25 protein-coding genes are annotated in these 23,352 nt (G+C 42.8%); all 25 read right to left on the bottom strand.

Translation table 11 applies throughout. From position 1 onward, the window contains the following. Window positions 1–98 precede the first annotated feature (98 nt). Window positions 99–974 (bottom strand): hypothetical protein, encoded by an 876-nt coding sequence (locus tag OXH00_21470; protein ID MCY3743592.1) that lies wholly within the window; start codon window positions 972–974, stop codon window positions 99–101. A 171-nt stretch (window positions 975–1,145) separates the two neighbouring features. Next, window positions 1,146–1,304, bottom strand: coding sequence for a hypothetical protein (locus OXH00_21465; GenBank protein ID MCY3743591.1), 159 nt, complete (start codon window positions 1,302–1,304; stop codon window positions 1,146–1,148). 15 nt (window positions 1,305–1,319) lie between these two features. Next, a complete protein-coding gene (locus tag OXH00_21460) occupies window positions 1,320–2,084 on the bottom strand; it encodes a hypothetical protein (protein MCY3743590.1) in 765 nt (254 codons plus the stop codon). 534 nt (window positions 2,085–2,618) lie between these two features. Beyond that, the gene (locus OXH00_21455) at window positions 2,619–2,978 is read right to left on the bottom strand and encodes a hypothetical protein (protein MCY3743589.1); all 360 of its coding nucleotides are present in this window, start codon (window positions 2,976–2,978) and stop codon (window positions 2,619–2,621) included. Window positions 2,979–3,720: 742 nt separating this feature from the next. Then, the gene (locus OXH00_21450; GenBank protein MCY3743588.1) at window positions 3,721–3,876 is read right to left on the bottom strand and encodes a hypothetical protein; all 156 of its coding nucleotides are present in this window, start codon (window positions 3,874–3,876) and stop codon (window positions 3,721–3,723) included. A gap of 892 nt (window positions 3,877–4,768) precedes the next feature. Next, the gene (locus OXH00_21445; protein ID MCY3743587.1) at window positions 4,769–5,419 is read right to left on the bottom strand and encodes a hypothetical protein; all 651 of its coding nucleotides are present in this window, start codon (window positions 5,417–5,419) and stop codon (window positions 4,769–4,771) included. A gap of 33 nt (window positions 5,420–5,452) precedes the next feature. After that, window positions 5,453–6,001, bottom strand: coding sequence for a hypothetical protein (locus OXH00_21440; protein MCY3743586.1), 549 nt, complete (start codon window positions 5,999–6,001; stop codon window positions 5,453–5,455). 71 nt (window positions 6,002–6,072) lie between these two features. Beyond that, window positions 6,073–6,903: a DUF2971 domain-containing protein gene (locus OXH00_21435; protein ID MCY3743585.1), complete on the bottom strand. Its 831-nt coding sequence runs from the start codon at window positions 6,901–6,903 to the stop codon at window positions 6,073–6,075. Window positions 6,904–6,924: 21 nt separating this feature from the next. After that, entirely contained in the window at window positions 6,925–7,119 is a 195-nt protein-coding gene (locus OXH00_21430; protein ID MCY3743584.1) for a hypothetical protein, read from the bottom strand. Window positions 7,120–7,128: 9 nt separating this feature from the next. Then, complete coding sequence (locus OXH00_21425) at window positions 7,129–8,157, bottom strand: hypothetical protein (protein MCY3743583.1); 1,029 nt, start codon at window positions 8,155–8,157, stop codon at window positions 7,129–7,131. 82 nt (window positions 8,158–8,239) lie between these two features. Then, window positions 8,240–8,602 carry an HNH endonuclease gene (locus OXH00_21420; protein ID MCY3743582.1) on the bottom strand — a complete coding sequence of 121 codons (363 nt, stop codon included), beginning with the start codon at window positions 8,600–8,602 and terminating at the stop codon, window positions 8,240–8,242. A 24-nt stretch (window positions 8,603–8,626) separates the two neighbouring features. Beyond that, window positions 8,627–9,181, bottom strand: a complete 555-nt coding sequence (locus tag OXH00_21415; protein ID MCY3743581.1) for a hypothetical protein — start codon at window positions 9,179–9,181, stop codon at window positions 8,627–8,629. Window positions 9,182–9,268: 87 nt separating this feature from the next. After that, a complete protein-coding gene (locus tag OXH00_21410) occupies window positions 9,269–10,219 on the bottom strand; it encodes a DUF4238 domain-containing protein (protein MCY3743580.1) in 951 nt (316 codons plus the stop codon). 170 nt (window positions 10,220–10,389) lie between these two features. Continuing rightward, window positions 10,390–10,650 (bottom strand): hypothetical protein, encoded by a 261-nt coding sequence (locus OXH00_21405; GenBank protein ID MCY3743579.1) that lies wholly within the window; start codon window positions 10,648–10,650, stop codon window positions 10,390–10,392. A gap of 65 nt (window positions 10,651–10,715) precedes the next feature. Further along, the gene (locus OXH00_21400) at window positions 10,716–11,000 is read right to left on the bottom strand and encodes a GIY-YIG nuclease family protein (GenBank protein ID MCY3743578.1); all 285 of its coding nucleotides are present in this window, start codon (window positions 10,998–11,000) and stop codon (window positions 10,716–10,718) included. A 412-nt stretch (window positions 11,001–11,412) separates the two neighbouring features. Next, window positions 11,413–11,580: a hypothetical protein gene (locus OXH00_21395; protein ID MCY3743577.1), complete on the bottom strand. Its 168-nt coding sequence runs from the start codon at window positions 11,578–11,580 to the stop codon at window positions 11,413–11,415. Between the two features lie 335 nt (window positions 11,581–11,915). Then, window positions 11,916–13,577 carry a hypothetical protein gene (locus OXH00_21390; GenBank protein MCY3743576.1) on the bottom strand — a complete coding sequence of 554 codons (1,662 nt, stop codon included), beginning with the start codon at window positions 13,575–13,577 and terminating at the stop codon, window positions 11,916–11,918. Further along, window positions 13,570–14,811 (bottom strand): DNA methyltransferase, encoded by a 1,242-nt coding sequence (locus tag OXH00_21385; protein ID MCY3743575.1) that lies wholly within the window; start codon window positions 14,809–14,811, stop codon window positions 13,570–13,572. Before OXH00_21385 ends, OXH00_21390 begins: the two co-directional genes overlap by 8 nt. After that, the gene (locus tag OXH00_21380) at window positions 14,780–15,940 is read right to left on the bottom strand and encodes a hypothetical protein (GenBank protein ID MCY3743574.1); all 1,161 of its coding nucleotides are present in this window, start codon (window positions 15,938–15,940) and stop codon (window positions 14,780–14,782) included. The genes OXH00_21385 and OXH00_21380 overlap by 32 nt, the downstream gene beginning before the upstream one ends. Further along, window positions 15,930–17,411, bottom strand: coding sequence for a hypothetical protein (locus OXH00_21375; protein ID MCY3743573.1), 1,482 nt, complete (start codon window positions 17,409–17,411; stop codon window positions 15,930–15,932). Before OXH00_21375 ends, OXH00_21380 begins: the two co-directional genes overlap by 11 nt. A 324-nt stretch (window positions 17,412–17,735) precedes the next feature. Then, window positions 17,736–18,803, bottom strand: a complete 1,068-nt coding sequence (locus OXH00_21370; protein ID MCY3743572.1) for a hypothetical protein — start codon at window positions 18,801–18,803, stop codon at window positions 17,736–17,738. Between the two features lie 99 nt (window positions 18,804–18,902). Then, entirely contained in the window at window positions 18,903–19,613 is a 711-nt protein-coding gene (locus OXH00_21365; GenBank protein ID MCY3743571.1) for a TIGR02391 family protein, read from the bottom strand. Between the two features lie 36 nt (window positions 19,614–19,649). Next, window positions 19,650–20,090: a hypothetical protein gene (locus OXH00_21360; protein MCY3743570.1), complete on the bottom strand. Its 441-nt coding sequence runs from the start codon at window positions 20,088–20,090 to the stop codon at window positions 19,650–19,652. Window positions 20,091–21,111: 1,021 nt separating this feature from the next. Next, complete coding sequence (locus tag OXH00_21355) at window positions 21,112–21,600, bottom strand: hypothetical protein (GenBank protein MCY3743569.1); 489 nt, start codon at window positions 21,598–21,600, stop codon at window positions 21,112–21,114. A 199-nt stretch (window positions 21,601–21,799) separates the two neighbouring features. After that, the gene (locus tag OXH00_21350; GenBank protein ID MCY3743568.1) at window positions 21,800–23,107 is read right to left on the bottom strand and encodes a replication initiation protein; all 1,308 of its coding nucleotides are present in this window, start codon (window positions 23,105–23,107) and stop codon (window positions 21,800–21,802) included. Window positions 23,108–23,352: the final 245 nt, after the last annotated feature.

Raw genomic sequence — 23,352 nt, 5'->3', positions numbered from 1 at the left:
CCTCAATGTATTCACGAATCTCAGAAGCCGGGGCATCGAACTTCTTGTCCATGTATGCGACAACCGAGTGCTTTTTGTGCGTCCGTCAGCCGGTGCTATTAGTATCTTCCCCAAAATGACGTTTCGTGAAACCATTCTTGCAGCAATGCCACAAGCAAAGGGTCCCGCTCCGCAAATGCCGCGTACGTTTCAAACGCTTGATCTTTTCTGATAGGATGCGGTGAATCTGTCACCAGGTAATACCAAGCTTGAACACCTTCTGCCCAGTATTCCTGATAGTTCGTCTCTGTATACTCACCCGACCAGATCCCTAATGCCACAGCATTTTCATAAGCCTGCAGCAACCGATCGTCGAACCCTGGATCCAAAGGTTTTTTACCTAACCCTCTATGTACCCCTATTGCAACATGTATCGCATGTGCGAACTCATGCACAAAAACTTCGAGGATGCCTGTGAATCTTGTCTCCCGACTGTTCCCTGGCGAATAGGGGTGGTCCCAGTACATTGAATAGCAATACAAAGGCAACACACAGCGACCCGGTGTAGGCTCTTTTCCCTCTATATCCGCATACTCCGGTATATTCTGAAGCTCCTCGAAACGACCATTGATAAGAATCTGATAATGCCCCATTTGCGGCGACAACGCTTCCCGTAACTCCGGGCGTTTTGATGTCATCTCTAAAACAATATCGCGCGCCATTCGGAAGATCTCGTCGTCCACAAAACGGCTCCCGATAATCGCTATACCACCGGCATCAATATACCGCGTGTAATGTGCTTCCTGCGCCGCTCTCAATAATTCATCAGAGCCACTCCACAATATTTCTTGTATCTCAGGCGGAACAGCACCGACAACACCCCATTGTTCTGCTTCGGGTGCATATAATAGGTCGATAAAATGCGCCTCGCTACACCCAAATAGACACACGAGCATTAAAAGAAAAAGTAAATGTGATCTGAATATATTGGGCATAAGAGGCTCTTTTCGAGATGACCTCATCGGTGTTCTCGGCTTCTGTCATCAAAATCTTCAGTGGTGTGTGGCACCGCCTGTCGTTTGAAAGCATCGAAGAGGTCTGTCTACGGTGCATAAAAGAGTAGCCAAAACTGACGGCTGGCAGTTCCACTAACTTTGCAATCTTCATTAGTAAAGCCCTCGAAACGAGACACGATGAAACCACTCATCAAGCAGCCCTACAAGCAACGGATCGTGTTCGGCAAACGCTGCATACGTCTCAAAGAGGGGGCCCCAACTCTCAGAATGATGCGGGATTGGCAGATCTGTTACGTGGTAATACCACATCTTGACTCCTTCCGCTCAGTACTCACGATAATTTGTTTCGGCATACAGATCCTTCCATGTCCCGGATGCGACAGCTGTCTCATACGCCTGCTTTAAGCGCGCGTTGAACCCGGGGTCCAATTCGCTGATGGCAAAAAGATGGATCGCATGCGCAAACTCGTGCACAAACGTCTGCATCACCGGGCTCTGAATTCTATCGCGTTTCTGTTCGGGGAGATGCCAGATCTGCGAAACGCAATATGCGTTCCCAAAAGCAGCACCACAGTGTGGTATCGGAAATTCTCGAATGTGATGGTCTGTGAACTCTGGAATCCCGCGAATGTTTTCATAATAGCCATTGATGATAATCTGGTAATGTTTGTGTTCGAGGGTGAGGTATTCCCGGATTTCTGGGTGCTTCGCCGTCATTTGAAAAACGATGTTCCGCGCCATCTGTAAAGTTTCATCTGCAACGCTGATACTCGCAAGGATCGCGACACCCCCGGCATCAATATATTTCTGATAGAATGCCCGTTGGTGATCGAGTTGACAAATCCTTTCCAAGTAGTCTTCGGCGACAGGTCTGAAATCTTCGCCGTGTTGTAACGCCCATGTAAGTTTTTCAATATATGCTTCACGGTTGCCCCATAACTGTTCTTGGAGCTCTGATGGCACGCCTGTCACAGCAACCGGCGGCGCAGCTTGAACGGCGGGATCATACAGGCTTTCAAGACCTTCATCGCCACAGCCATAAAGACAGAGACACAGAACACAGAGTAAAACCCAACATCTATATGTCATGCGCGGTGCCTCCTTTTTTCCGCTGTTATAGACGAAATGGAATTCGCACAATAACTCCAATTTTCACAAATCTCTTTCATTGAGTTGTGCTGTAGAAACGACAAGCCAACGCCGCTTTATGAAATACCCTGTTTTCTGATCACCAGTCACCTTTTTCCGTTAGCGTTTTTTGTGTTCTCGGATGGGCGGCGTTCTGCGGATCTTTAGGCATCCTGAATCGACAAATTTTAGCGAACCCGGACCAACTCATACTCGATCGCACTGATTCGGAAACTGTTAGTGAAAAAAACGCACAGAATCGTCTATAACGCATTCTAAAACTTCTTTCGCTGTGGTAACCCTCTAAACATCAAGAAAAACAACCTCGCTTGACGCAACGGCTAAATCTGCCTTCTTCCGCACCATCTCCGAATGAAAATCGCGCGCAAATATAAATATGAACAAAATCCGCTTTGTGACGGAAGCAAATCCATATCCAAAAAGTTATTTTTCACAAGCAAGATAACATCTCTGATTTCAAAATGTTGCTGCCAGTCAGGATACCTTCCCACTCTTGATAATACCTTTCTCTTCCAAAACAGTGAGCGCGTTTTCTACAAAGCGAGGCGGAATACGCAGCTTCCGGCTGATATGCTTTGGTTTCTCCGAACCGCCGTAGGAGAGGTGCAGCCATACCAGAATCTCGCTTCGAGTTAAATCGTTCTCTTTAGCGATTGGAAAAAACTGCTTCATCTTATGCGTTGATTCGGGGGTTTCCGTGAGTAGGTACAGGTAGATTAAAATTTGATTCTTGTTCACTTTATGCCGGACAGCAGCGCGAACGAAAGCAGGGATGTCCAAAGAGATCATGCCTTCCAATACATCGCCTTCGTGGTGTAGGTTAGCTTGTGACATGATAAAACCTTTCATGGGCAGATGTTAAGTGCTTCGCGGACAAAACCAGCACACATAGTTCGAGTGCAAGGTGTGAAGCACGTCAATCAATGTATTGAATGTTAGTGGGGTTTGGACGTTTTGCCGCGTTGCGATTGAAATAGAACGCGGCTGGACGTATAACCCTATTGCCAGCGGGCGGAGACGGGAGATAGAAGGTCTATCTCAGAAATCCGTCTCCAACGTCCAATAGTAATGACACGAGATTTCAAAAAGAAAAATCGCGTAAAATCACTACGCTGTCTAAATTATCACACACATCAATTAAGATATATGATATATTTAAACCGCACTGGCAACCTACACTTGGCAGTGCCGCGGTTCGGGAGTCTCTCACACTCGCCGAACCATCCATCTTGGATTTTACGGATGCCAAGATACAGTATAACATATGTATAAAAAAAATACAATATTTTTTTTATTGACTTTTTGTGGTCTTCTCATTGACAGCGTGTCGATTGATGAATCTGAGAGCGAAGGTTCTACGATGATAGACTCGCCTGCTTCTGATAACGCCGACACACAGGCAAATCGCACGGCGAGGAGGGACAGTAATCTAATCCGTTTCCGCAGTCTACCCAACATAGCGACGGACACCTGCAATATCACACGAAAAGAAAACACCCTACACCATCTCACCGGTACTTAAAAACAAAAAAGGCGTGACCGTTATTACGGGACACGCCTGAATAGCACAAGAATTTTAACGTATATTTCTGGTGAGCTCAGTGAGTTCCTTCACTGCCGCTACCGAGTTTCGGAGTTCGCTGACAATTTCGTTGTGCCGTCTTAGCATCTCCTGATCCTGAGTTCGTTGGGCTTCTTCGATTTCCTCTTGTGTTTTTCTTATTGTTTCCATTACATTTATCGCAGCAATAGATAACAATCGGCGGGAAATGTTTGACGGAAAAGCAAATGTAAAACATTATTCTTTCCTGTTTATTTTCTCAAGCCTTAGCGAGCAATACCAAACGCGTCTTTCAGTTCTCCAGGATTCGCAACAAGCGTTGCGCCCTCAATTGTCGTATTGACATGTGGGGTAATAATAACCTCGCGTCCTTGCTTTAACGCTCGATTTGCGGTCGCTGATGACCCTGATCGTTCCTCAGCCGCGACGATGATAGTTTTTCGGAAAGTCCAGTGATAATTTCATTGCGCTGGAGATAGTGCCGTCTAAATACTGTTGAGAGATTATCCGCATATTCAGAAATGACAGCACCGCCGGTAGCGAAGATTTGATGAGCCAGTCTTTTTCGGGGCTGGGATCGGAGGGCTTTGAGTCCACACGGGACGACACCCACAACGTTTCCACCTGCGGAAAGCGCGCCTTTAACAGCAGCTTCGTCGCACCCTTCGGCGAGCCCCGGGACAATGGTGTATCCGTGTTCTGCAAGTACCTTGCCAATTCTGTCTGCGGTCGTAAGTGCTCGCTGTGCGGGTTCACGACTCCCGGAAATCGCAATAATTTTCCAATTGGGTGGTAGGTCTCAGCGGAAACGGAGGGCTTTCGGAGGGTTTCTTATTGCTCGCAAGAGTTTAGGGTAGTCTGGATCGCCGAGTCCAATTTCTCGCACTTCGGATTCGTCAAAATTTGTCACTGTGTTGTTTCCTATCCGATAATTTCACGATTGAGAACAATCTATTGCCTCAATCTGAAGTATTCGCAAAAACTCCGCTCTTTTCTTCGTTGACTGTTCGTCCGTTCTACTATCATAGTCGCGGCGGTGGATAGCAAGCAGATAGAGATTTATTTATCCGATGACTTCTCCTTGATTATGCAAAGCGGCGTGGCATTCGGGACAAAGTGCTATCAAATCGTTTTCTTCTGATGCCTCAGACTTCATTCCTATCCGCTCTTTTCCGACACGTTCATAGTTCCAGTGATGCACCTGTTCGGCAACATTTGAACACCTGCATTCACAATTCAAGTGGCTGAATTTTTCATCTCTGGCACACTTGCGTTCACAAATGGAGTGCCTATGTTCACAAATCGGTTTCCATTCGGTTTCAATATATTCAATCAAACGCCCATATTGATCGCGCGTCCTCTGGACGATGATAGGAGGCTTAGGTGGACCGGGTTTCATCGCACGATTCAGAACCGCTTGACGCTTTCGCTGCCATTCAGGAGATCGTAGATATTCCTGATAAACGCGCCTTTGTTGAGGTGTCCTATAGGCTTCTTGTATCGCATCATGCCAACTGATGCGGTGTTCGAGGTTGTATCTGGCGTGGTCAAAAAGAAAATCTCTTAACTCTTCGGGTGTTGCGAATAAGTAGGCTGTCGTTGCTTGGTTGTATTCTGTTGAATTGAAGTCTGAGCAGTTCGTGCCAGCGAATCCTGCGATTTCGTATAGCCGTTTTTGGACGTTTAACGGCAATTGTTTGAGTCGGTTTTGCATCTATGCATCCTTTCAGGAGAAGTCCTGTCCTTTCTAAACAGTCGGGAGTCCGCGTTTTTTATCTCGAGAGTCTTTTATATCCATCTGCAAACTACCTATTCTGTTCACCAGTTTCTCTATACCGCCTCTGTTTTTGAGTAAGTAGTCTTTGCACTCCTCAAATACTTGTTTTATCGCTTGCTGACTCGCATATTCTATATTTCTGTGGGCAATTATCTTATGCCGGTATTCAACCAGTTTACCATATATCCTGTTGCCTCGCATTTTGCAAAGTTCTTCTCTTAGGGGCTTTTTATCTTCATCATGGCATACGCTATCAATAAGTGATTCAAGGTTAAATGTTTGAATTTTTTCCTCGTGAATAGTTGGTTTTTCTATTGTTTTGGTAAGATTCAGAGTTATGGTATGGACGCAATTTCTCATTAACGTTTCCTGCTCTTTTTCGCTAAAAATGCAAGTTTGAGGATGCTTCTCCTGCTCTGCTAATTTTTCAATTAGGTTGAGGTTCATTTTAGCGTCCATTACGTCTTGGTCAATTGCGTTATGTATGCGTAGATTTGGCGGTATTCGTTGTTCACTCATTTACTAATCCTTCCTTTCATTAGTCCAGTAGGTGCGGTTAGGGAACCGAACTGAAAATTCACCAGAAATTTCTAAAACCACGTTTTACGACGAGATTCTTCTACTCGAATCCCAAGTGGCGATTTTCCCTCAAGTCTTCTCAGCGAATTCACGGATTTAATTAATTCTTGGACAATTTCGCGAATCCCAGGGCGTGCCGCCGGGGAAATGACTATTTCAGTTATAAGTTCATTCATATAACGTATATCAGCACGTTCAATAATTTCTTTCGGTATAACATCGGTATCCATCATTTCCTTAAACTGGTGTAGATTAAATCCGGTTAATCTACTTACCATTCCTGAAAAATTTACGAGAGCCCTACAGTTAAGGATTCTTACTTCTCTCTCATCCGAAAAGTCAGACATTTTATAAAAAAATAAGTCTCGTCTAACTTTCTCAAATTCTTCAAAATCTATTTCAGTAAGTTCAGATAAAATATCATCAGGATTTTCATTGATATACTTAACATATTTTATCTTATATCCACGTCGGGGAGTTAACCAATCCAAAAGACGTTTAGCATTCGTTTTAATGGCGACACCATCTCTTGGTGAAAATCTATCCCACATAGGGGCGAGTTCTTCCTGATTTCCGCACCAACACGAAGCAAAAGCAGTATTTTTGTATACATCAAATACATAGTCTTTTCCAATATTTGTTGCTTTAGGAAGTTTAGATAAAGCAGATTTCAGAATTGCCCCTTCTGTTATATCACTAAAAAGGGAGACCCTAACAAGAGGTATATATTCAAAAGTCAAAATTTCAACTAAAGATGGAATGTCCGTATATCGCCATAGTATACAATCTTCTGAGGGCTCCAAGTCCTCAAGTTTTGGTAAGACATCTCTCAAATTTGTCATGAATTTTTAAATCCTGTTATATCAGATATTGTTGACAACTTGAACTGGGTCTAAAATATTCACCACGCCATCACCGTTAACATCTGCCTCGCTATTTGTTTCACCAAACGCTGACGCAACCAGGTCCAGATCAAGGATGTTAGCCTCACCAACCGCGTTGAGGTCGAGCTTCGATTCATCGAGAATCTCAAAACGGACAATTTCTGTGTAGTCCATAACTCCGCCTTAAGTGAGTCTATTTTTCAACTCTGGAATAGTGATGACAGGCGTTTTCCTAATATTGTCGTATGGTATTGAATTAACTATGTGCGGTGTAGATTTTTCTCCTACGATGAACATATCACAAAAATTTAAGTAGTGTAGGTATCTGAAGTCCTTTAAATATGATTTATCCAAGTGTTCTGCATTGATTTGTCTGGCATAGATCATATAGTTGGATAAGTAATAGATGTAGATAGGATATGCCAGATGTGGATAATTTTCCATTGTAAGTCTTTTCCGGTCTGCAAGTTCGCGACGTAGCCGATTGGCATGTCCCCCAGTAAGATATAATACTGCTTCAAGCATCACGATACTTCTATCTATCGGTTCATTTTCCATTTCTTGTCTTGTCTTTTCAGCGGCGTAGTTGGGTGTTTGTTTCACATAAGTTTTTTTATCTCGCTTAAGTCCCGCTTTTATGTCTTGCGTGGATACAGTCATATCTAACGCTTCAAACATCGGTTGGAGAATTTGTTGGACGTATGAATTTATCTTATTGGGAGTAAGCATTCCTTTTGCTTTATCGCACCTTTCAGTGATGCTTTTTATAAGGCTTTTGAAGCCCTCAATTCGAGGCTCATAATACGATATAAGATTTTCCGGTGCCATACGTTCCATTGTTATAGGTGTAGATGTGATGCAGTTCGCCGCAATTTCTTCTGACGTGAGAATACTTGGACAGTGCGTCCCATTAAGTGCGTCAATCATAAAATATCTGTGCGTCTCTCCGGTGAGAACTATCGGATTTTCTATTAATTCCAATTTTTCACGCAGTGACTTTTTATCTTTCTCAAATGATTCTACATCTTTCTTATCCGTATTGTCTGGAGCAATGCATTCCATTACAAAAACTTGAGGGCAAAGGATGTTATATTTTTTGTTAATCTCGGCAAGCACATCCCTATGCACATTTTGAAAAGCACATCTATCAAATAGGATGAGTTCTCTGTCGTGTGGAAAACCGTTTTTCTTATTATATTCAACGTGTATCATTTTTCTCTCAATAGTTCCGGTGAAAGTTGCGGATACTTGTCTGTTCTCGTCCGTTGTTGAGGGAATTTATGTTTTTCATGGTTTACCGACTTCTTGTCTTTGCCTTGCGTTTTCGATAAAATCTGCGCTGGTTAGGTTTTCGGGTTCCGTACCTTTCACCAGACGTGCTTTTCTTTCGGGGTTTGGGTGTCCGAGTATGGGCTGCCTCATGGCATTTGCTACATAGGGCTGTTAAATCTGACATCCTTTCGTTGTAGATTCGCTTGTAGGTCTCGTGGTGTACTTCTGTTGCGGGTGCGCCACAGCGACGGCATCGGAATCCAGCGGCTTTTAAAACGGCTTTTCGCTTTGTTTTCCACGCATCGGATTGGAGATACCGACGGTAGCGTTCTCTGGCTTCTTTTCCCCAATACTTTTGCGCCCAACGCATTTGATACCATTTCATAAACAAATCCTTGCGATGATGCCTCTAAAATGAAAGAATATCTGAACGTCCAACAAAAAGACTTTCAGGTGGGTACGCCTCAACAGTGAAAATTTTGCGTCCGTCCGACCACGTGAGCGTCACCTCAACAGATTGCTTTTGATCTTCACGTGGAAGGATTAATATTCTATCAGGGGGTTCTGTAGGACCAACTCTCTGTTCAATTGACACGAGTTTAAACTCAAAGTGAAGGGTTACAATATTTCCTGTTTGTTCCCAATCCGCGTCCCAACTCTCTTTGAGTATCGTTTTTATCTCAAATTCCGCGCTCAGATCAACAGGCGATCCATTAAAGACCACATCAAACTCTGCGTCCCACCTATCCGAATTCGGTTCGGCACGGACGCGCGGCGGTTTCACCTCTACAAACATAGCGGGTCCTGTGTCTGCGGTGTCTGTGTCTCCGCCACACCCGTTAATAAACAACCCAACAATAACAAGTAGAAACCAAAGCCCGCGATTACGCACTTCAAATGTGCCGGTGAAACACTTGGACACTCGGTGGATTTCGGCGTTGTCAAAGGAGTGTGTGCTTTTCATTGCATTATCTCGCCTCCTATTTATGATGTCGTCCTCTTTCCTGTCTTACAACTCCTTTACACTGTCGCAATAGACTTTCTGAAGTTTTTAAGCTATACCTGCCTCGAAAGAGGGCGGATATCCATGACGTTGGCAGTGATTTAGGAATTTGGGCAAGTTGATCTTGGTGCTTTTCAGCAATTCCTTAGAGTGTGAATAAACAACTTTGTTGCATTGACTGAACGTTATAAGGTTCATAAATGCTAAAATATCGTTGTTGTCGCGTGGCGTGCGATTCATGTATCTCAGATGCCTTGTATTGTTTGAGAAACCGAGTAAACATACACTTGGAGTGACAGGGAAAATCATTATAACATCCCGTCCAAAATCAACACTTTTAAGTGTCATTTGTACTTCCATTTTCCTGGACATCCAGCCATCTGAAACCGGTATATCTTCATTACCAAAATTCACAACTTTTGGATCTCTCCATAGAACGTCAGCCATTATGGGAATCCTTACATCTTGGGGATTTATTATGCTCACTGGATTATCGCTAGTAATAAAAACTTTATAGCCGTTTGTCTCAAGGCGAACAAATCTCCAATTAAGAAATTCCTCAAAAACAGCATCAGCAAAGGCGAGACTCCAATCAAACTTGCCTTTATGTCCTCTAGGCATTGAGATATAGTGATCACCGGGAGCGTCCTTTATCTGCAGGTCCATATTACCGAACCCCTCATCAAGTTTACCTCTGATGTAAGGATTATTACCCACAAGGAAACAAACAAATTCTATAAAGTCACGAGAAAGTTCTAAGTCGTTTGGGTTGGGTGCTTTGATAAATTCTCTTAATATTTCTGCATATTCTCTTTCAAGTTGACTTTGCTCTTGCTCTTGCTCAGGTGTATTGTAGTCCTGCTCAAAACTGATTTTCCTTATTGATTTCGGTCTATTACTGATTTTGCTCTCATTGTCCATTGAATAGACTAACGATCGTTCTGGGTTAAAAGTGAATTCCTTATAGTAAAATTTTGAAACATAATGGTGCTTTGCCACTTATACCTCCATTACCACTTCATCCTTCCTAAATAAAGGTGGGATTTTATAGGGTGTTGGTTCATTATATGCTCCCTTGGGGCGGAAAGAGGATTAAGAATTGCGGACGAAGGTAAACAGAATAACCGCTTCGTCCGCAATATCCGTACAAATGTGAAGTCCAGTTAGACCTAACTTGACTTTTTGGCAGGTCTAACTGGCGTAGGAAGAATACCCTTTGTATATCTATCATCTTCCGAACATAACCAAGCATATACAAATAATGCCCATGATGGATAGGTTTCAGGTGTCCGATGATTACCGTTTGGACACGTTTCTGCAAGTTTATCAAGTTTTTTCCAAGTTTCAATTGGTAGTTTGACTTCCCTTGTTTCAAGTTGATCGTCTCCAGATACAGAATATCCAATAATCTGCGCTTCATTTGTTGCCAAAAAAATACCCTCCTAAAATAGGAAGGACAGTGGAAAATAATCACCCTGTCCTCTATAAATCGTGGCTATGGCAACCTTTCATTATACCCAAACGGATATAGTGTGCCATAGTGGTTAATGTAATTCCGTTCAACCGTGTTTAAATCAGAGACTGGAACCCCAGTTTTCAATACCTGTCTTGTGAACGCTTGCGCGCCGTATGTCCGAATCGCATTTGCAATCTGCGTCGTTTCACCCGCGTTAGCCTCTGCAACATGTCCGTTCCACCGAGTGGTAAGACCAAGAATCGTTTGACCGATATACCGCATATTGGTTCTTGTATTCGTGAGCAGATAAATTATCCCGTACATATCATACTCCTTTCTTTGAAATTAGAGGTTGACACATACCGGAGAGCCTTGTTAAAATAGAAATGCCAAACACCGATACGCATCACACACCTTGATTGGTTTTGGTAATTTGGGGCGGCGGCAACCGCCCCTTCTTTCTTCTAACAATTGTACAATTTTTTTACCTACTTCGTGAAATAAAAACGCATTTTTTATCTCTCCAAATTGGTTACATGTTAGCCTGATAGCATGTTAGCACGTTAGCATGTGAGACCTATAGAGGTGGTCAAGTGCTAACTGCCTGATGGAACACCTTCTGTCAAGGCATGCTGTGATTTGTCTTTACTTGGTAGGCTCCTACGCACAGGAGGATCAATTGGAACGGATTCAGTGGGCAATGCTTATTTTTTAAATGGTCGATCACTTCCGAAAATTAACGAATGAGTCGAAGATATATCTTACGGATCTGGGCGAGTTCAACTTCCATATCGTGAATTTTACCCTTGAGTTCAAGCGCGTTTTTCACGACATCCCAATGCGGGAATTCCCAAATAGGTTTGAGTTCAGTTTCACTGTACTTGTTTATCGCTTCGTCTGTCAAGGCACTGGCTATAAATCCGCTCTATGAATTACAAATCCGACAAGGAGTGTAATCCTTTATGGTCTGAAAGCTTCCAAAACCTTATCCCATTTGTCATAAGCAGTGACAGGCACTGCAAGCTCTGCAATGTCAGGGCCATTCAATCTTACCTATTCCCTTTATGTATGTGAATATTTTTCGCCTGTAGGCGCGAGTTGTGCTCGCGATTTTTCCTAAGAACGTTCACTTATGTAAAGCAAAACCAAGATCCAAATCGAGAATTGAATGACCCTGCTGCAATGTACCGTAGGTTCAACTGAACAGTATCATTATCAGTGGGTTACTCATACACCTATTTATCCGCGCCTCAATATTAAAATCTTATTTCTGGTAATAGCATTGCGGAAATGGGCAACACTCTCTCTTGAAACTGTAATCGGTATTTCTTCCACTGTCTGGAAACCAATACTTTCTGCGATAAGTCCCAAGAATCGTGCAGTAGGAATCGGTATTTGACATTTTGCATCCCCTGCTGTGGTCACATTGTCGCCGATGATAATCATACAGGCACCATCCTTTTTCAGTAACCGGTGCATTTGCAACATCGCCGTCCGCATATCCATGAAATAGCGATAAAGTAAACTCGGCTTGTTCTTTCTCCGAAAACCGACTTGAGCATTATGATTCAAGTCATAAATGTGTTTAATCGTTTCCTTAATATCTTGGGGTAACGGACAGCAATTGTAATTGTCAAAGAATTCCTGTTCCAGTTGGTTTTTAAGGCTTGTCTGAATTTCGCGTGAACCAATCAAAGCACGCTCAACCGCTGGCTTTTGGCGTTTATTGAGGAGGTTCAGAAAGGCAAGAGAAAGTCTATCAGTGTCAATATACGGGAGTGCAGTAGCATACGGCGGGGAAGTAATAATTATATCCACCCGATTGTCCTGTTTGAGATAAGGGCTTTGAATTTGTTCCACGTGGCGAATATCTCCTAAGAAACATGAAAAATCGTGAGTCAACCGTTCACTTGTAAGTCCATTTAAAAAAGCACGCAACCGGAAGGTGTTTCTATGTACTAATTCAGAAAACTTTTTGTACACGGGGGCATCCGTTATTGGTTCAGCTCTTCGCCCGATACGCAATTGCGTTGGTTTTTGCTGTGATACATCGTTCATCATGTCGCTTAAGGTGACAAAGAAGAAATCACGCATTGCGGGGATAGAGATACACTCTATCGCTTGTACAATCCGAAAAAGTTTATAAAGCACTGGCAAGGGGAACCAAGAAATAAGGTATTCAATATCCTCGATTTCATATTTGAGTGAAAGACGCATCCCTAAGTCTGTCACTGTGGCAACATCCAATGCTGAGGTGGTATCTCCATCAGGAAGGTGTTTCTCAAGGTTTGCCAATAAAGTATTAAATTCCCGTTCAACATCTTCAGCGGAGAGATTTAAGCAAGAAAGTCTTGTCTTTGAGATAAAGTGTGCAAGCGGATTCATGTCAATGCCAATCGCAACCATACCAGTTAAAAAACCTTCAATTACTGCTGTTCCACACCCCATAAACGGGTCCAAGAATACAGAACCGGACGCAACACCAGAATAGTTAATCAGGGATTTAACCAACTGTGGATAAAACTTCCCTTTGTATGTGTGTAAACCGTGGACACCGTATGTGGATACCTTTCTTCTGTTAGGAACCAGCGTTTCAATTTTCTGCTGGAGTTCTGCAAAGTTCATTGCTCTGTCTGCAATCTTAGCAGATGATTCTGAAATCGCTTGCTGCGTATTGATTACCTCACTTTGATTCTCACTGTCAACGACCACACAATGAAAGAAACAGAGATTTTTTAGTTTATTTATATTAATCGGATGCACTTGCTCAATTTGGAATCCATCTTGTGTCAATACTAATTGGCCATCAGGGGAGATAAGTGACCGTATTTCTCGTTTTGCCAGTTCAAACTCATATTCCCACAGTTTGTAAGATGGTAATCGGAACGTGTATTTATACATCTTCCACCTTTCGCAAAATGACGATATGTTCAGATTTAGCCCTTCGTGCAGCTGAAGTAAAAGAACGCCTATAGGCGTGTATATCTCGCTCCAAGTTGACTTCTAACTTAAAACCGCAGTCCCTCGCGATTTCAATAATGAGTTGGTCATTTTCCACAAGTTGTTGTTTGAAAACAGAATCGCCAATCACAAGACAACAGAAGCGGTATGTCTCTAAAACGCTGTTTATCCTTTGAAAACAGAGACGCATTGACTCCTTGAACGCTGCTATGTTTTGTTCTGTCGTTCCCTTTCGCTGATAGTTAAGGTGTGATCCAATTTCCTTCTTAGACATCGCTATTGGGTCATACCCAAGCCAAAACATACGGTGTCTATGGTAAAGGAAATAATCAAACGCATTTGGATAAGGGGGGGACGTAATAACAAGTTGTACCCTTAGGTCCGGTGGAAAGTCCTCAAGAGTTCTCAAATCATTGTTGATGACTTGAGATGTGACAGGCTGTCGATCCTCTCGATACCCTTCCATTCTCGTCCACATTTCACGAAGTTTTGAAACGAATCGCTTGTAAACAGTCCCTGGCGGTATCGTTTTCTCTTTTCTCCCGTAGTATGTTTCGCCCCCCTGATTACTGACACCCACCAGAATTGCAGAAAAAGCCACTCGGCAAAAGTCTGCTAAAAATTGTGAAACTACCATATTGATTCGAGCCAATAGGATGCCGAGTTCCTCCTGCACGGTCGGCGTAAACCAATGATCTCGATTCGGAATATCAGGCAGGTTATATTCTGGAATTACAGATAAATTCGGGATAAGAGAGAGTGTGTCAGTCGCCTGCTCAAAATAACCTTCAATATCCGCCATCAAATTCTCTAATTCAGGTTTATCCTCAACACTTACAAGATTCGATTTCACTTTGGATACCAACGCTCCAATTGGGTTAAGGTCATTGCCGATACAGTTTCTGCCTAAAAGTGTTGATTCGACGAGGGTTGTTCCTGCTCCACAAAATGGGTCAAAAACCCATTCACCGGCTTCTGATAAGCATTGAATAAGTTTAGATGGAATTTGCGGAATAAATCTTGCCGGATAAGGGTGATAGTTGTGGGTTAAGTATTGTGTATCACTCTCCGCAAACGCCCAATCGACTTTCTGTAAACGAAGTAATTCTTCTTTGAAATTCACATCGCCCTCTCTGTTAAAATTAACATCCGTGTGATTGATTCCATATTTCATCTAAATATTCTATCATTGTAGATGAGGCAAGTATCATCAATGTTTCAAGTGGCGTGCTAGCAGGCCCAAAGGGTTCGGAGTATTCAGCAATTTTCACGGCTATACCAAATCCGTCATCAGAAGCTGGCACCTGATTCGCGAAGAACTCGTAGATATTCGATCGATTTGTCTGCCAAAAATCGCGTAAGGTGGAGCTGTAAGGAAGAAGCAAACTCAGTATTTGAAGAGCATTATAACTTGAACAAACATGGGTGGTACATTGGTCGTATTGGTATCGGGCTGTATATGTCCCTCCAGCCCCCGCAAGCTGCTTCGCTCGCTCCCGCAAATACTCATAGAAGCCGCCCGTCTCTGCGTCGTAGTGATCGGATATAAATTCTTCAACTGTATTTATCATTCGTTCCGTTGGAGATTTACCGCTTGTAAGAATATCCCACGTCTGCAAACACTGTTGCATAGGACCCATATAGAGGAGTTTCTCCAAGCCTCCTTCAATTGCGGATAAAATAGGAGTCCAGTCTCTTTCTACATTCAGAAAATCGTATAGCGAAGCAGCACACAATGTTTGCAAGGTTACCTCATTTTGAAGTTTGCGATGCTCCTCTGTATCAGCCCAGTCCAAATTATAATACCAACCACTTGGTGCCTGAAATTCAGAAAGCCAATCAATTATTTTCTTTAATTGGTTCTCAGCTAACTCAACACTAAGCATGTTCAAGGTGCCAAGGGCATAAAAAGTTGCGTAAATATCGGTTGGGAGTGTTCGATTTTTGAGAATTTTAGCAATCTCAGTTTGCGGGTTCGTTGGATAAAAACCAAAACTTCCATTGCGGGCTTGTAAATTCAAAACGTACTCGGTAATATCGAAAACAGTGGATTCTTCAATATCTGAGCGAGGAACCACTAACAATGTTCCTAACACTTGATGAAATAAATCCGCAGCAAAAACCGGATCCCCTCTCTTAATGCATTGCGCTTGATTAGGACTGCTTCTTTTGAAATATGCAATGATGTTAGCACGCCAAGGGTGCGCAGATAAAGTTTTGGTAATTTTCGACGGTTGGACTCCTAAGCACCAGAACCCATTTCTTTCAACCGAATTACTTGATTTATGATCTTTACCGGTCACGAATGAACTCCTCAATACTCTCTGATTGGAACAGGGAATCACATATCACTGCTGCCAGAAATTCAGCAGGGAAACTCGCACATCTAATGTCAACCCTTGGAACTCCTGCCCCAGTAAACTCAATATGCAAGAATTTATCAGCCCACGCCTTCATCAGCGGAAATTGATCTAATGCCCAATCTCGGACTGCTTTTGTAAATTCAACACTTCCGGCTACTCCCTGTCCCTTTGGACCGCGTCGTGTCAAGGGAATAGCAAGTTTTTCTGCAACTGTGATGGACTCAGGAAAATATTTACCCCCGATTTTTACGAGCCATCCCGTTACGATATCCGCCCGACTGTTTGGAAACAAAACATCCAGTCCATCAAAAAAAACACGAAGTGTGTCTTCTTCAGAGGAGTTGAAGCCGAGTGAGATACTTTGCTCATATTGATTTCTAAAGGTAAAATACGCAGATTTACTGGACGATCCCTCAGCCAAATAATATCCTAACATTAAGCAGAGAATTGGTGATAAAGGTAACTCAACAGGTACTGCAAATCGCCTACCGTTTGGCTTTTGAATCCATAATAAATCACCACGGTCAATATCGGGTTTAAAGAGTTCTCCTTGTTCTGCACAAATGTCATATTGTCTTTTCTGTCCGCCTTTTGTCACATAACAGCACATTCCACTTTCGACATAAGGCTTCAGATTAAAGTATTGTTGATGATGCGTGAGCGGCGGTCCCAACCATTTAATTTCATCTGACTCGATAGAATCCTTCAGAATAGAGTCAACACACGCCTTTATAATCGCAAGCAGGAACGGGAGAAAGTGTTCAGATTTCAGTTGGGTACGGATAATTTCATAAGCACTCCCGCCAGGAGCAAGTGCTCCCTTCTTTTCACTGATTACGAACTTCATCGGTTCATCAGGCGGGCTTCCAGCATATTGAGAGTTGTATTTTAGCCCTAAGATTTCTTCTTGCAGCTCCCTTTCTTTAATTTCGTCTTCCGGCCTCCCTTGATCCATCCATTCCTGCTTGATAAGGTTCATCTCATCAATAATATTATCGCCCTGGAAATACTTTTCATCTTCCAATATAGTCACTTGGGAGTCGAAAGAGTCACCAAATAAGACTTGAAGCCCTCTACTTACAAAGTCCTGCAGCTGTGGATTATTTTGGGCAAAACCGATTTTATTGGTTTTGTTCCCGTCCCCATCGTATGCCCCCATAAAAGCGATAGTCTCAGGCGTTAAATCAATGAACAGTGGAATAAGCACATCTCCAACCTTTGCCCGACTCCGCTTGCTCAGAACAGGACGCAACAACACGTGTCCAGCTGATGTATCCGTTTCCCACTCATACTGCTGAGAAATAGGGCGTATTCTACCTGCATCAATGAGGTTCAAATCAATCGCTCCATTTCTGTTTCGTAGGAAAGCATCTACGTCAATGTGTCCCAACGTTTTATAATGCGAACTCACCCACCTTCTCCTTATAGAAGTAATAGAGGTTATCTCCAGTATACATTAAATTTACCAAGCCATTTCTTCGGTAATTACCTCCAGTTTCAGTTCTTGATCAATCACCTTCAGGAGAATCACATTTGTTCTTCAGTTTGCGAACGTCGTTGAACATATCCTCACTGAATAGGCACGTTGATAGTGAAGTATGCGAAACAAGCGTTTTTCAAGAAGGAAGACAAACTCCAAGAACTTCGGTTGAACATAAAATAATTTTAAATCTCTCCTTCCCTGTCGGTTAATTTCTATTACTGCCACGTTGACAAGCGAGAACTCTTAAATCCTCTACATTTTAATACCAATGGATTTCAAGCCCTTTTTGTATTCCTCTTCACTTTTGTTTTTGTGAGTAATGAATACGAAATTTTTACGGACATTTTTAAGGAGCGGGATCTCTTCTATACATTTCTTGTGCCATTTCTCGGCAGATACAAAAATAACATAATCATCCAGAGCATAAAACAAGTAATCGAAATCCCTGAGCACCTCTCGAGGCGAGGAATTTTCTCGATTTTCAGTAAGGTACAAGAACATTGTATGATACAACTTCATGGTAATTAGTGCGTATGGAGCAAAACTACTGATCGGTGGTTCACCTTCACTTCTAAATCTGTTGAAAATTTCAGATTGTTCATCTGCTGAAACTGGTATGATACCTCCATTGCATAAAAAGTCTAACACGGACTCAGAATCTTCATAGAATATTTGTGCAATCCATTTGTAAGCTTTGCCCAGAGTATCAACCTTGCAAATCGCCTTGCACTCATCTAGGAATTTCCTGATTTCAGGAATTTTTGTATTACCTATTCCGATTGGAACAGGAGAGCATGGACTTTGTGGGTGATTATGACTGTACTCTCTCAAGGCTTGATTAAACAGCCGTAAAAGATCTTTGTCAGAGATACTTTTGTGGTTTTCAGTCAATGCCGTGAGTTTTACGTCTCTGCCCGGTAATATGGGCACGTGTTTTTTGAGCCTGTCAGCTTCCGCTTCCATTTGGTTCACAATACCAACAGCACCTTTTTCTATCTTTTCGCGCGCTTCACCTGATGCGTTATAGATTGACTTGATCGGCACTTTTGCTCCGACTTTGTAGTAACGAGGCGGTGGCCCTATTAGCAACTCCATTTTTGCCCGTTCTACCCAATGAGGCACCCTTATAGTGTTCTTAAAGTTAAGTAAGGCACTCGGTTTGCCCAACCCATGTTGAGCGTTCTCGACTAATAAGATCGGTGGATAGACACTCTTATGTTTGGAATCTAACTGTTCCCGTTGTTCCGGACTCAACATGCGCAGAAATGATTTGTCCGAAAGCAAAAATTTTCGTTCGCTCTTTCTTTTTCTCTTTCTCATTTTTAAATCATTTCCCTATTAGTTTTGCCAGTCTGTATGGAGGAGGGTTATACGAAGATATATCTGTGATAAGGTTTAATTGCACCTATAGTATATACTTCATTGATTACACGAATCAACGATACGAAGGAGATGGCTCGCGAAGATTATCAGCTCAGCCGCTTCCTCTGCGGTAATCTCAACATCCCGATGACTTCCGGGGTTTTTGTAGGATCCAATTGCACCAGCAAATATATCCGATCTCGCTTGTTTTTCTGTATCCTGTGGATCGGTTAAAGCACCATCTTCAGGGTTGAATGCCATGCGCATCAATTTAGTTCCGTAATCGGTCTCCGCATAACCCCCTGCTTCTCGGACAGCCACTTCAACCTGTTTAAATGCTTCAAACACAGCAGGACCATAAGAGCCTTGCATAAAAATCGGTAATACCTTTTGGAAAACTACATGATGAAGTAGACGTTTAGGAAGAAGGTCATCCGTCAGTGTATCTTCCACATCCATCTGAGAAGACTGTGGCACTCGATCATATTCTTTTAGATCTAAGTATATTTTCTCACGGCTACGTGATAATTTACCGGGTTCAACCCTTAACACCTGCATTTCTAATCCATTGTCACGTCTGAGAATGTCTCCTTTACGGATGCCTTTATTTCCCACTTCACAGGCTGCCTGCCAGTGTTCATATTGACCCTCTACGGGACTTATTAGACACAAAACATCACTGGCAACAATTGTTTCTTCACCTTTGTCATCCGATAGACGGACAATTGTGACAGTTTCACCCCTATCACTTATAAGCCGAGATCTCATTTTAATTATGCTCCTCCATGGATTATCTTTGTGGAATTAAGTTAGCCAAAGTTTCTCAGAGTCTATCTGTAATTTAGATTCCCAAACTTTAGCATTCTCAAAACCAGAAGGGTCCTCCGCCCATGAGGATGTCAACAACCACCTAACAATCCAAGCGATATCCATGCGTTTTTTACCGTTCTGTAGATACCAAGTTTCCAAATTTTGATGGAGATCAGGGGCAAATTCCCTATTACTGCGGTATGCCCGCAGTTCGCGAATGAGCTTTCTACGTCCTTCTCGTTGCGTTCTCATAAAACGCCAGATAGCGGCGGCATTACCTAAAAGACGCCGCTGGATCCACCGACGTTCTAAATTATGACGATGATTCCAGGTAAATCGCAAATCCAGAACAAGCGTGTCTTCAAGGGTTTTCTTTTCAGGTATCCACTCGCCATTTTCAACACAGTTCGGTTCATAGAAGAATTCCTGTCTCATTATCCGCTCTCCTTTAAAAAAATGATAGCCTATGAATACTTCGGCTTGCACGAGCGAACCCTCCAAGAAGGCGTTAGCGTCGCTCCCACGCGAAAGTGTCCAGTCATCTGATAAAAATTAATGTTTAACAAGGTTTCCCTTGGCAACCGGCATTCAACCCATATCACCGGGTTGGATAGGACTCGACGCTGAGGTGCGCCGAGGTGATACTCCTATCCGCCAAGTTATTAAGAGTATATCACAAAAACAAACGAATTACAAATTTCGCTCCATCCCTTGTATACTCACTCAAAACGCCGTGCTATTGTTTCATAACTTTCTTCTCAGATGCCAGAATCCTTCGTTTTGTAGCCGGTAAAATGGAGTATAAATCGTGGGATTCCACCCCGGTGTTAGCGCAACATATTTTTTAAATATAGCAATCAAATCGTCAGAGAACTGAATTTTGTTCTCATTAATTCCTCCTTCTTGAATGAGCGCAATAACCGCCAAAAGAAGAAAAGGTTTGTGAGGCGCACATCCTATGTTAGCGCGAGGACTTCTGTTCAAACACCTAATCCTTTGGATGTAGTCCTGTAACGTGCTAATAGTCATTTCTCCATGAGACTCCATGAGGGCATTTTCGCATAAGTTTCAATTGTATGTAGCAAAACGCGACACATCCTGAAAATCCTAATTCAGACAACTTCAAACTCTCAACTTCTCAACTTCAAATTTCTAACAACTCCCCAGCATACGCCTAATGATCTGTCCCTCGCTTCATGATCACATTCAATCTTTGCCTCCGGCTTCCGCTCGTATTCCCAGATCTCGCTGATAAACCACCACGCCAGTCGAATCACCCAGTCGTGTCTCGCCTCAACCGGCGCCGCGGGGGGCGGAACGCAAGGGGAACTGGGAACTTCATTAATAAATTCGACTTTCAAGAGATCCACTGCTGGAGCCTCTCATTCCATTGCTGATAGATCAACTTGGTGAAGACCTGAAGTAATTGTTCTTGTCGCAGGACTATGATTGGATTTCACTGATGACCATGTGCCTCCTTTTCCTCTATTAGGATAAAACAACCGTTCAAAATAAGCCGATCGATGTCTAAGTCAAACCCAACTATCACTCCGTATACAACCACTTCATCTTCTATCCGTATTTCTATCAATTGTTCTTTTTCGTCTTCTGACATACAACACAATACACTACCTCCATCAACAAAAAGTATTACAATAAGGCTCGGATACACATCATATTTCGACAATCTACTCTTAGCAACCCTTAGTACTGTGCCTTTAACACGAATAATTGTCCCGATATATTTCGCTTCCGCTGCAATTTCGTTCTCCCTGTGTGCCTCTAAGAGGGGACCAATGCTGCCTTCATACGAGCATTGCTTTATCATCCGATGATGTTTCTTTCTTCTCTTATTGCTTTTACGCTTTTTTCTGGTACTGAAAGCATAGGCAAAAATTAGAAATGGCATTGAGATCAAAAAAAGTGGAATTAAGAGATCAAACATTATAATACGCCTTCTCCTCCTGATGAGCAAACTTCACAGATGACCATCCTGTTCCCTACTACGGTGGGCTACACCGGCTACACGGACCATAATTTCGCTGCTTCGCTGCTGAACGGGTTAAAGGCGCGGTTAAAACCTTGAAAAACAGTGATTTTGTCAGTCAGGCGTTTATCCAATTAAGGGAGTAAATTGGGGTGATCTAACAGACCCTTGCCAAAATTTGCTCCTTTTCATCTTCATACGCCGTATGAACCGGAGCAAGCAGATCCTGACAGAATTCCTCAGCAAGAATGCTGTCTATCTCCGCTTTGATCATTCCACCTTTTTGGTATGCTTCCATAGCGGATCCGTGCTCAAGGAGCCGATTACGGATGAAATTAGACTGGATACATTCCGCAGCGGATTCAATAAGTTCCGGTTGGGCGTGAACGACTTGACGGATCATGTTATCACGTTTGACCCTAAATTCTGCAGCTAAGTCCTCCAGTTCTTTTTCTCTTGCTTTCTTGGCGCGTTCTTCACGATCCTTTTGTACCTGTGAGTTCTGATAGTTCTCGCGGATGGCTTCAAGGATAAAACCGCCACGATTTTTGACCCCCACGGCGTGGATGGATATTTCAATCTTCTCGGCGATATATGCCAGAAAATCAGGATACGTGCCATCGGACGGCAATTTTTCGGGATTCACGAAACTCCATTCTTGTTCGGCGATTTTAAGGGCAGCTTTCCGATCAATCTCTGCCTGGACGAGTTCAATAGCAACTGGAGGAAGGTTCTCTATATCAGGAAAGAGTGACTCCTGAATCGGCGGGATCTGCTTGACCCTGGTGATATGGAACTTCAGTTCACCGATCCGTCGTCCGATGCGTTTCTGTTCAACCTCAACGTGGTAATTTGTTAGAGTGTTGATCTCCTTGACAGCAGGTTTAATGACCGATCGGTTAAATTCACTGAATATAGGGTAATCATCTTTTCCAAGACCCAGCAGCTCTTTGAAGGTTTCAATCGAGATAACAGGTGTTTCACCCTGGTCCCGATCAGCATCAAAGTAATCAAAGCAAACTTCCCATAAAACCAACGCGTATTGGCTCTTGAACCGATTTTGGAGGCGGAGGTTCAACTTAGCATAAATGCGCGGATTGTGAAGTTTCAAACGGAAATGTGGAGCAAACCCATAGGTACAGATACCGTCCTTTATTTCTGCTGATGCAAGTAGGACCGCAACGCCCCATTCTTCTTCCTTGTCCTTGTCGAGCAAGTTCCATCTTACCTTGCAATCAACAAGTGTCTCTAATATTTCCTTCAAATAATTCTCGTTCTTGCTGTTAAAACCAAGTTTCGCTGATAACTCAGCAATGCTGACGCGATAGATGTCTGTATCCGGTAAGTCATCATAGGCATTTGCGAGTAACACGTTCCATGCCCGACGTTGCAAAAGCGTCATCTTGCTCTGCACCTGAATCGCCGGACTCGCCTTGATGAGCTCGTTTCTGTTCGCCAAGTTCATAAGATACCCTCCTGACAGCAAATCAATGTCTCTATCTCTTTTTATGACGATAAAATAATAGAAATAGTATAATAAAATGTGTATGTTGTCAACATTATACACATTTTATTCCCCATAAACACACATTTTAAAATCTAATATGTTAATTTCCAAACCGGATAAACCCTTGTGATAAGCGAGTTTCTTATACTTCCCCATAAACACACATTTTATTCCCCATAAACACACATTTTATTCCCCATAAA

The organism is Candidatus Poribacteria bacterium, assembly GCA_026706025.1.
Taxonomy (GTDB): domain Bacteria; phylum Poribacteria; class WGA-4E; order WGA-4E; family WGA-3G; genus WGA-3G.
The sequence above is the reverse complement of the archived record's forward strand: the minus strand, read 5'-3'. Positions and strand labels throughout refer to the sequence as shown.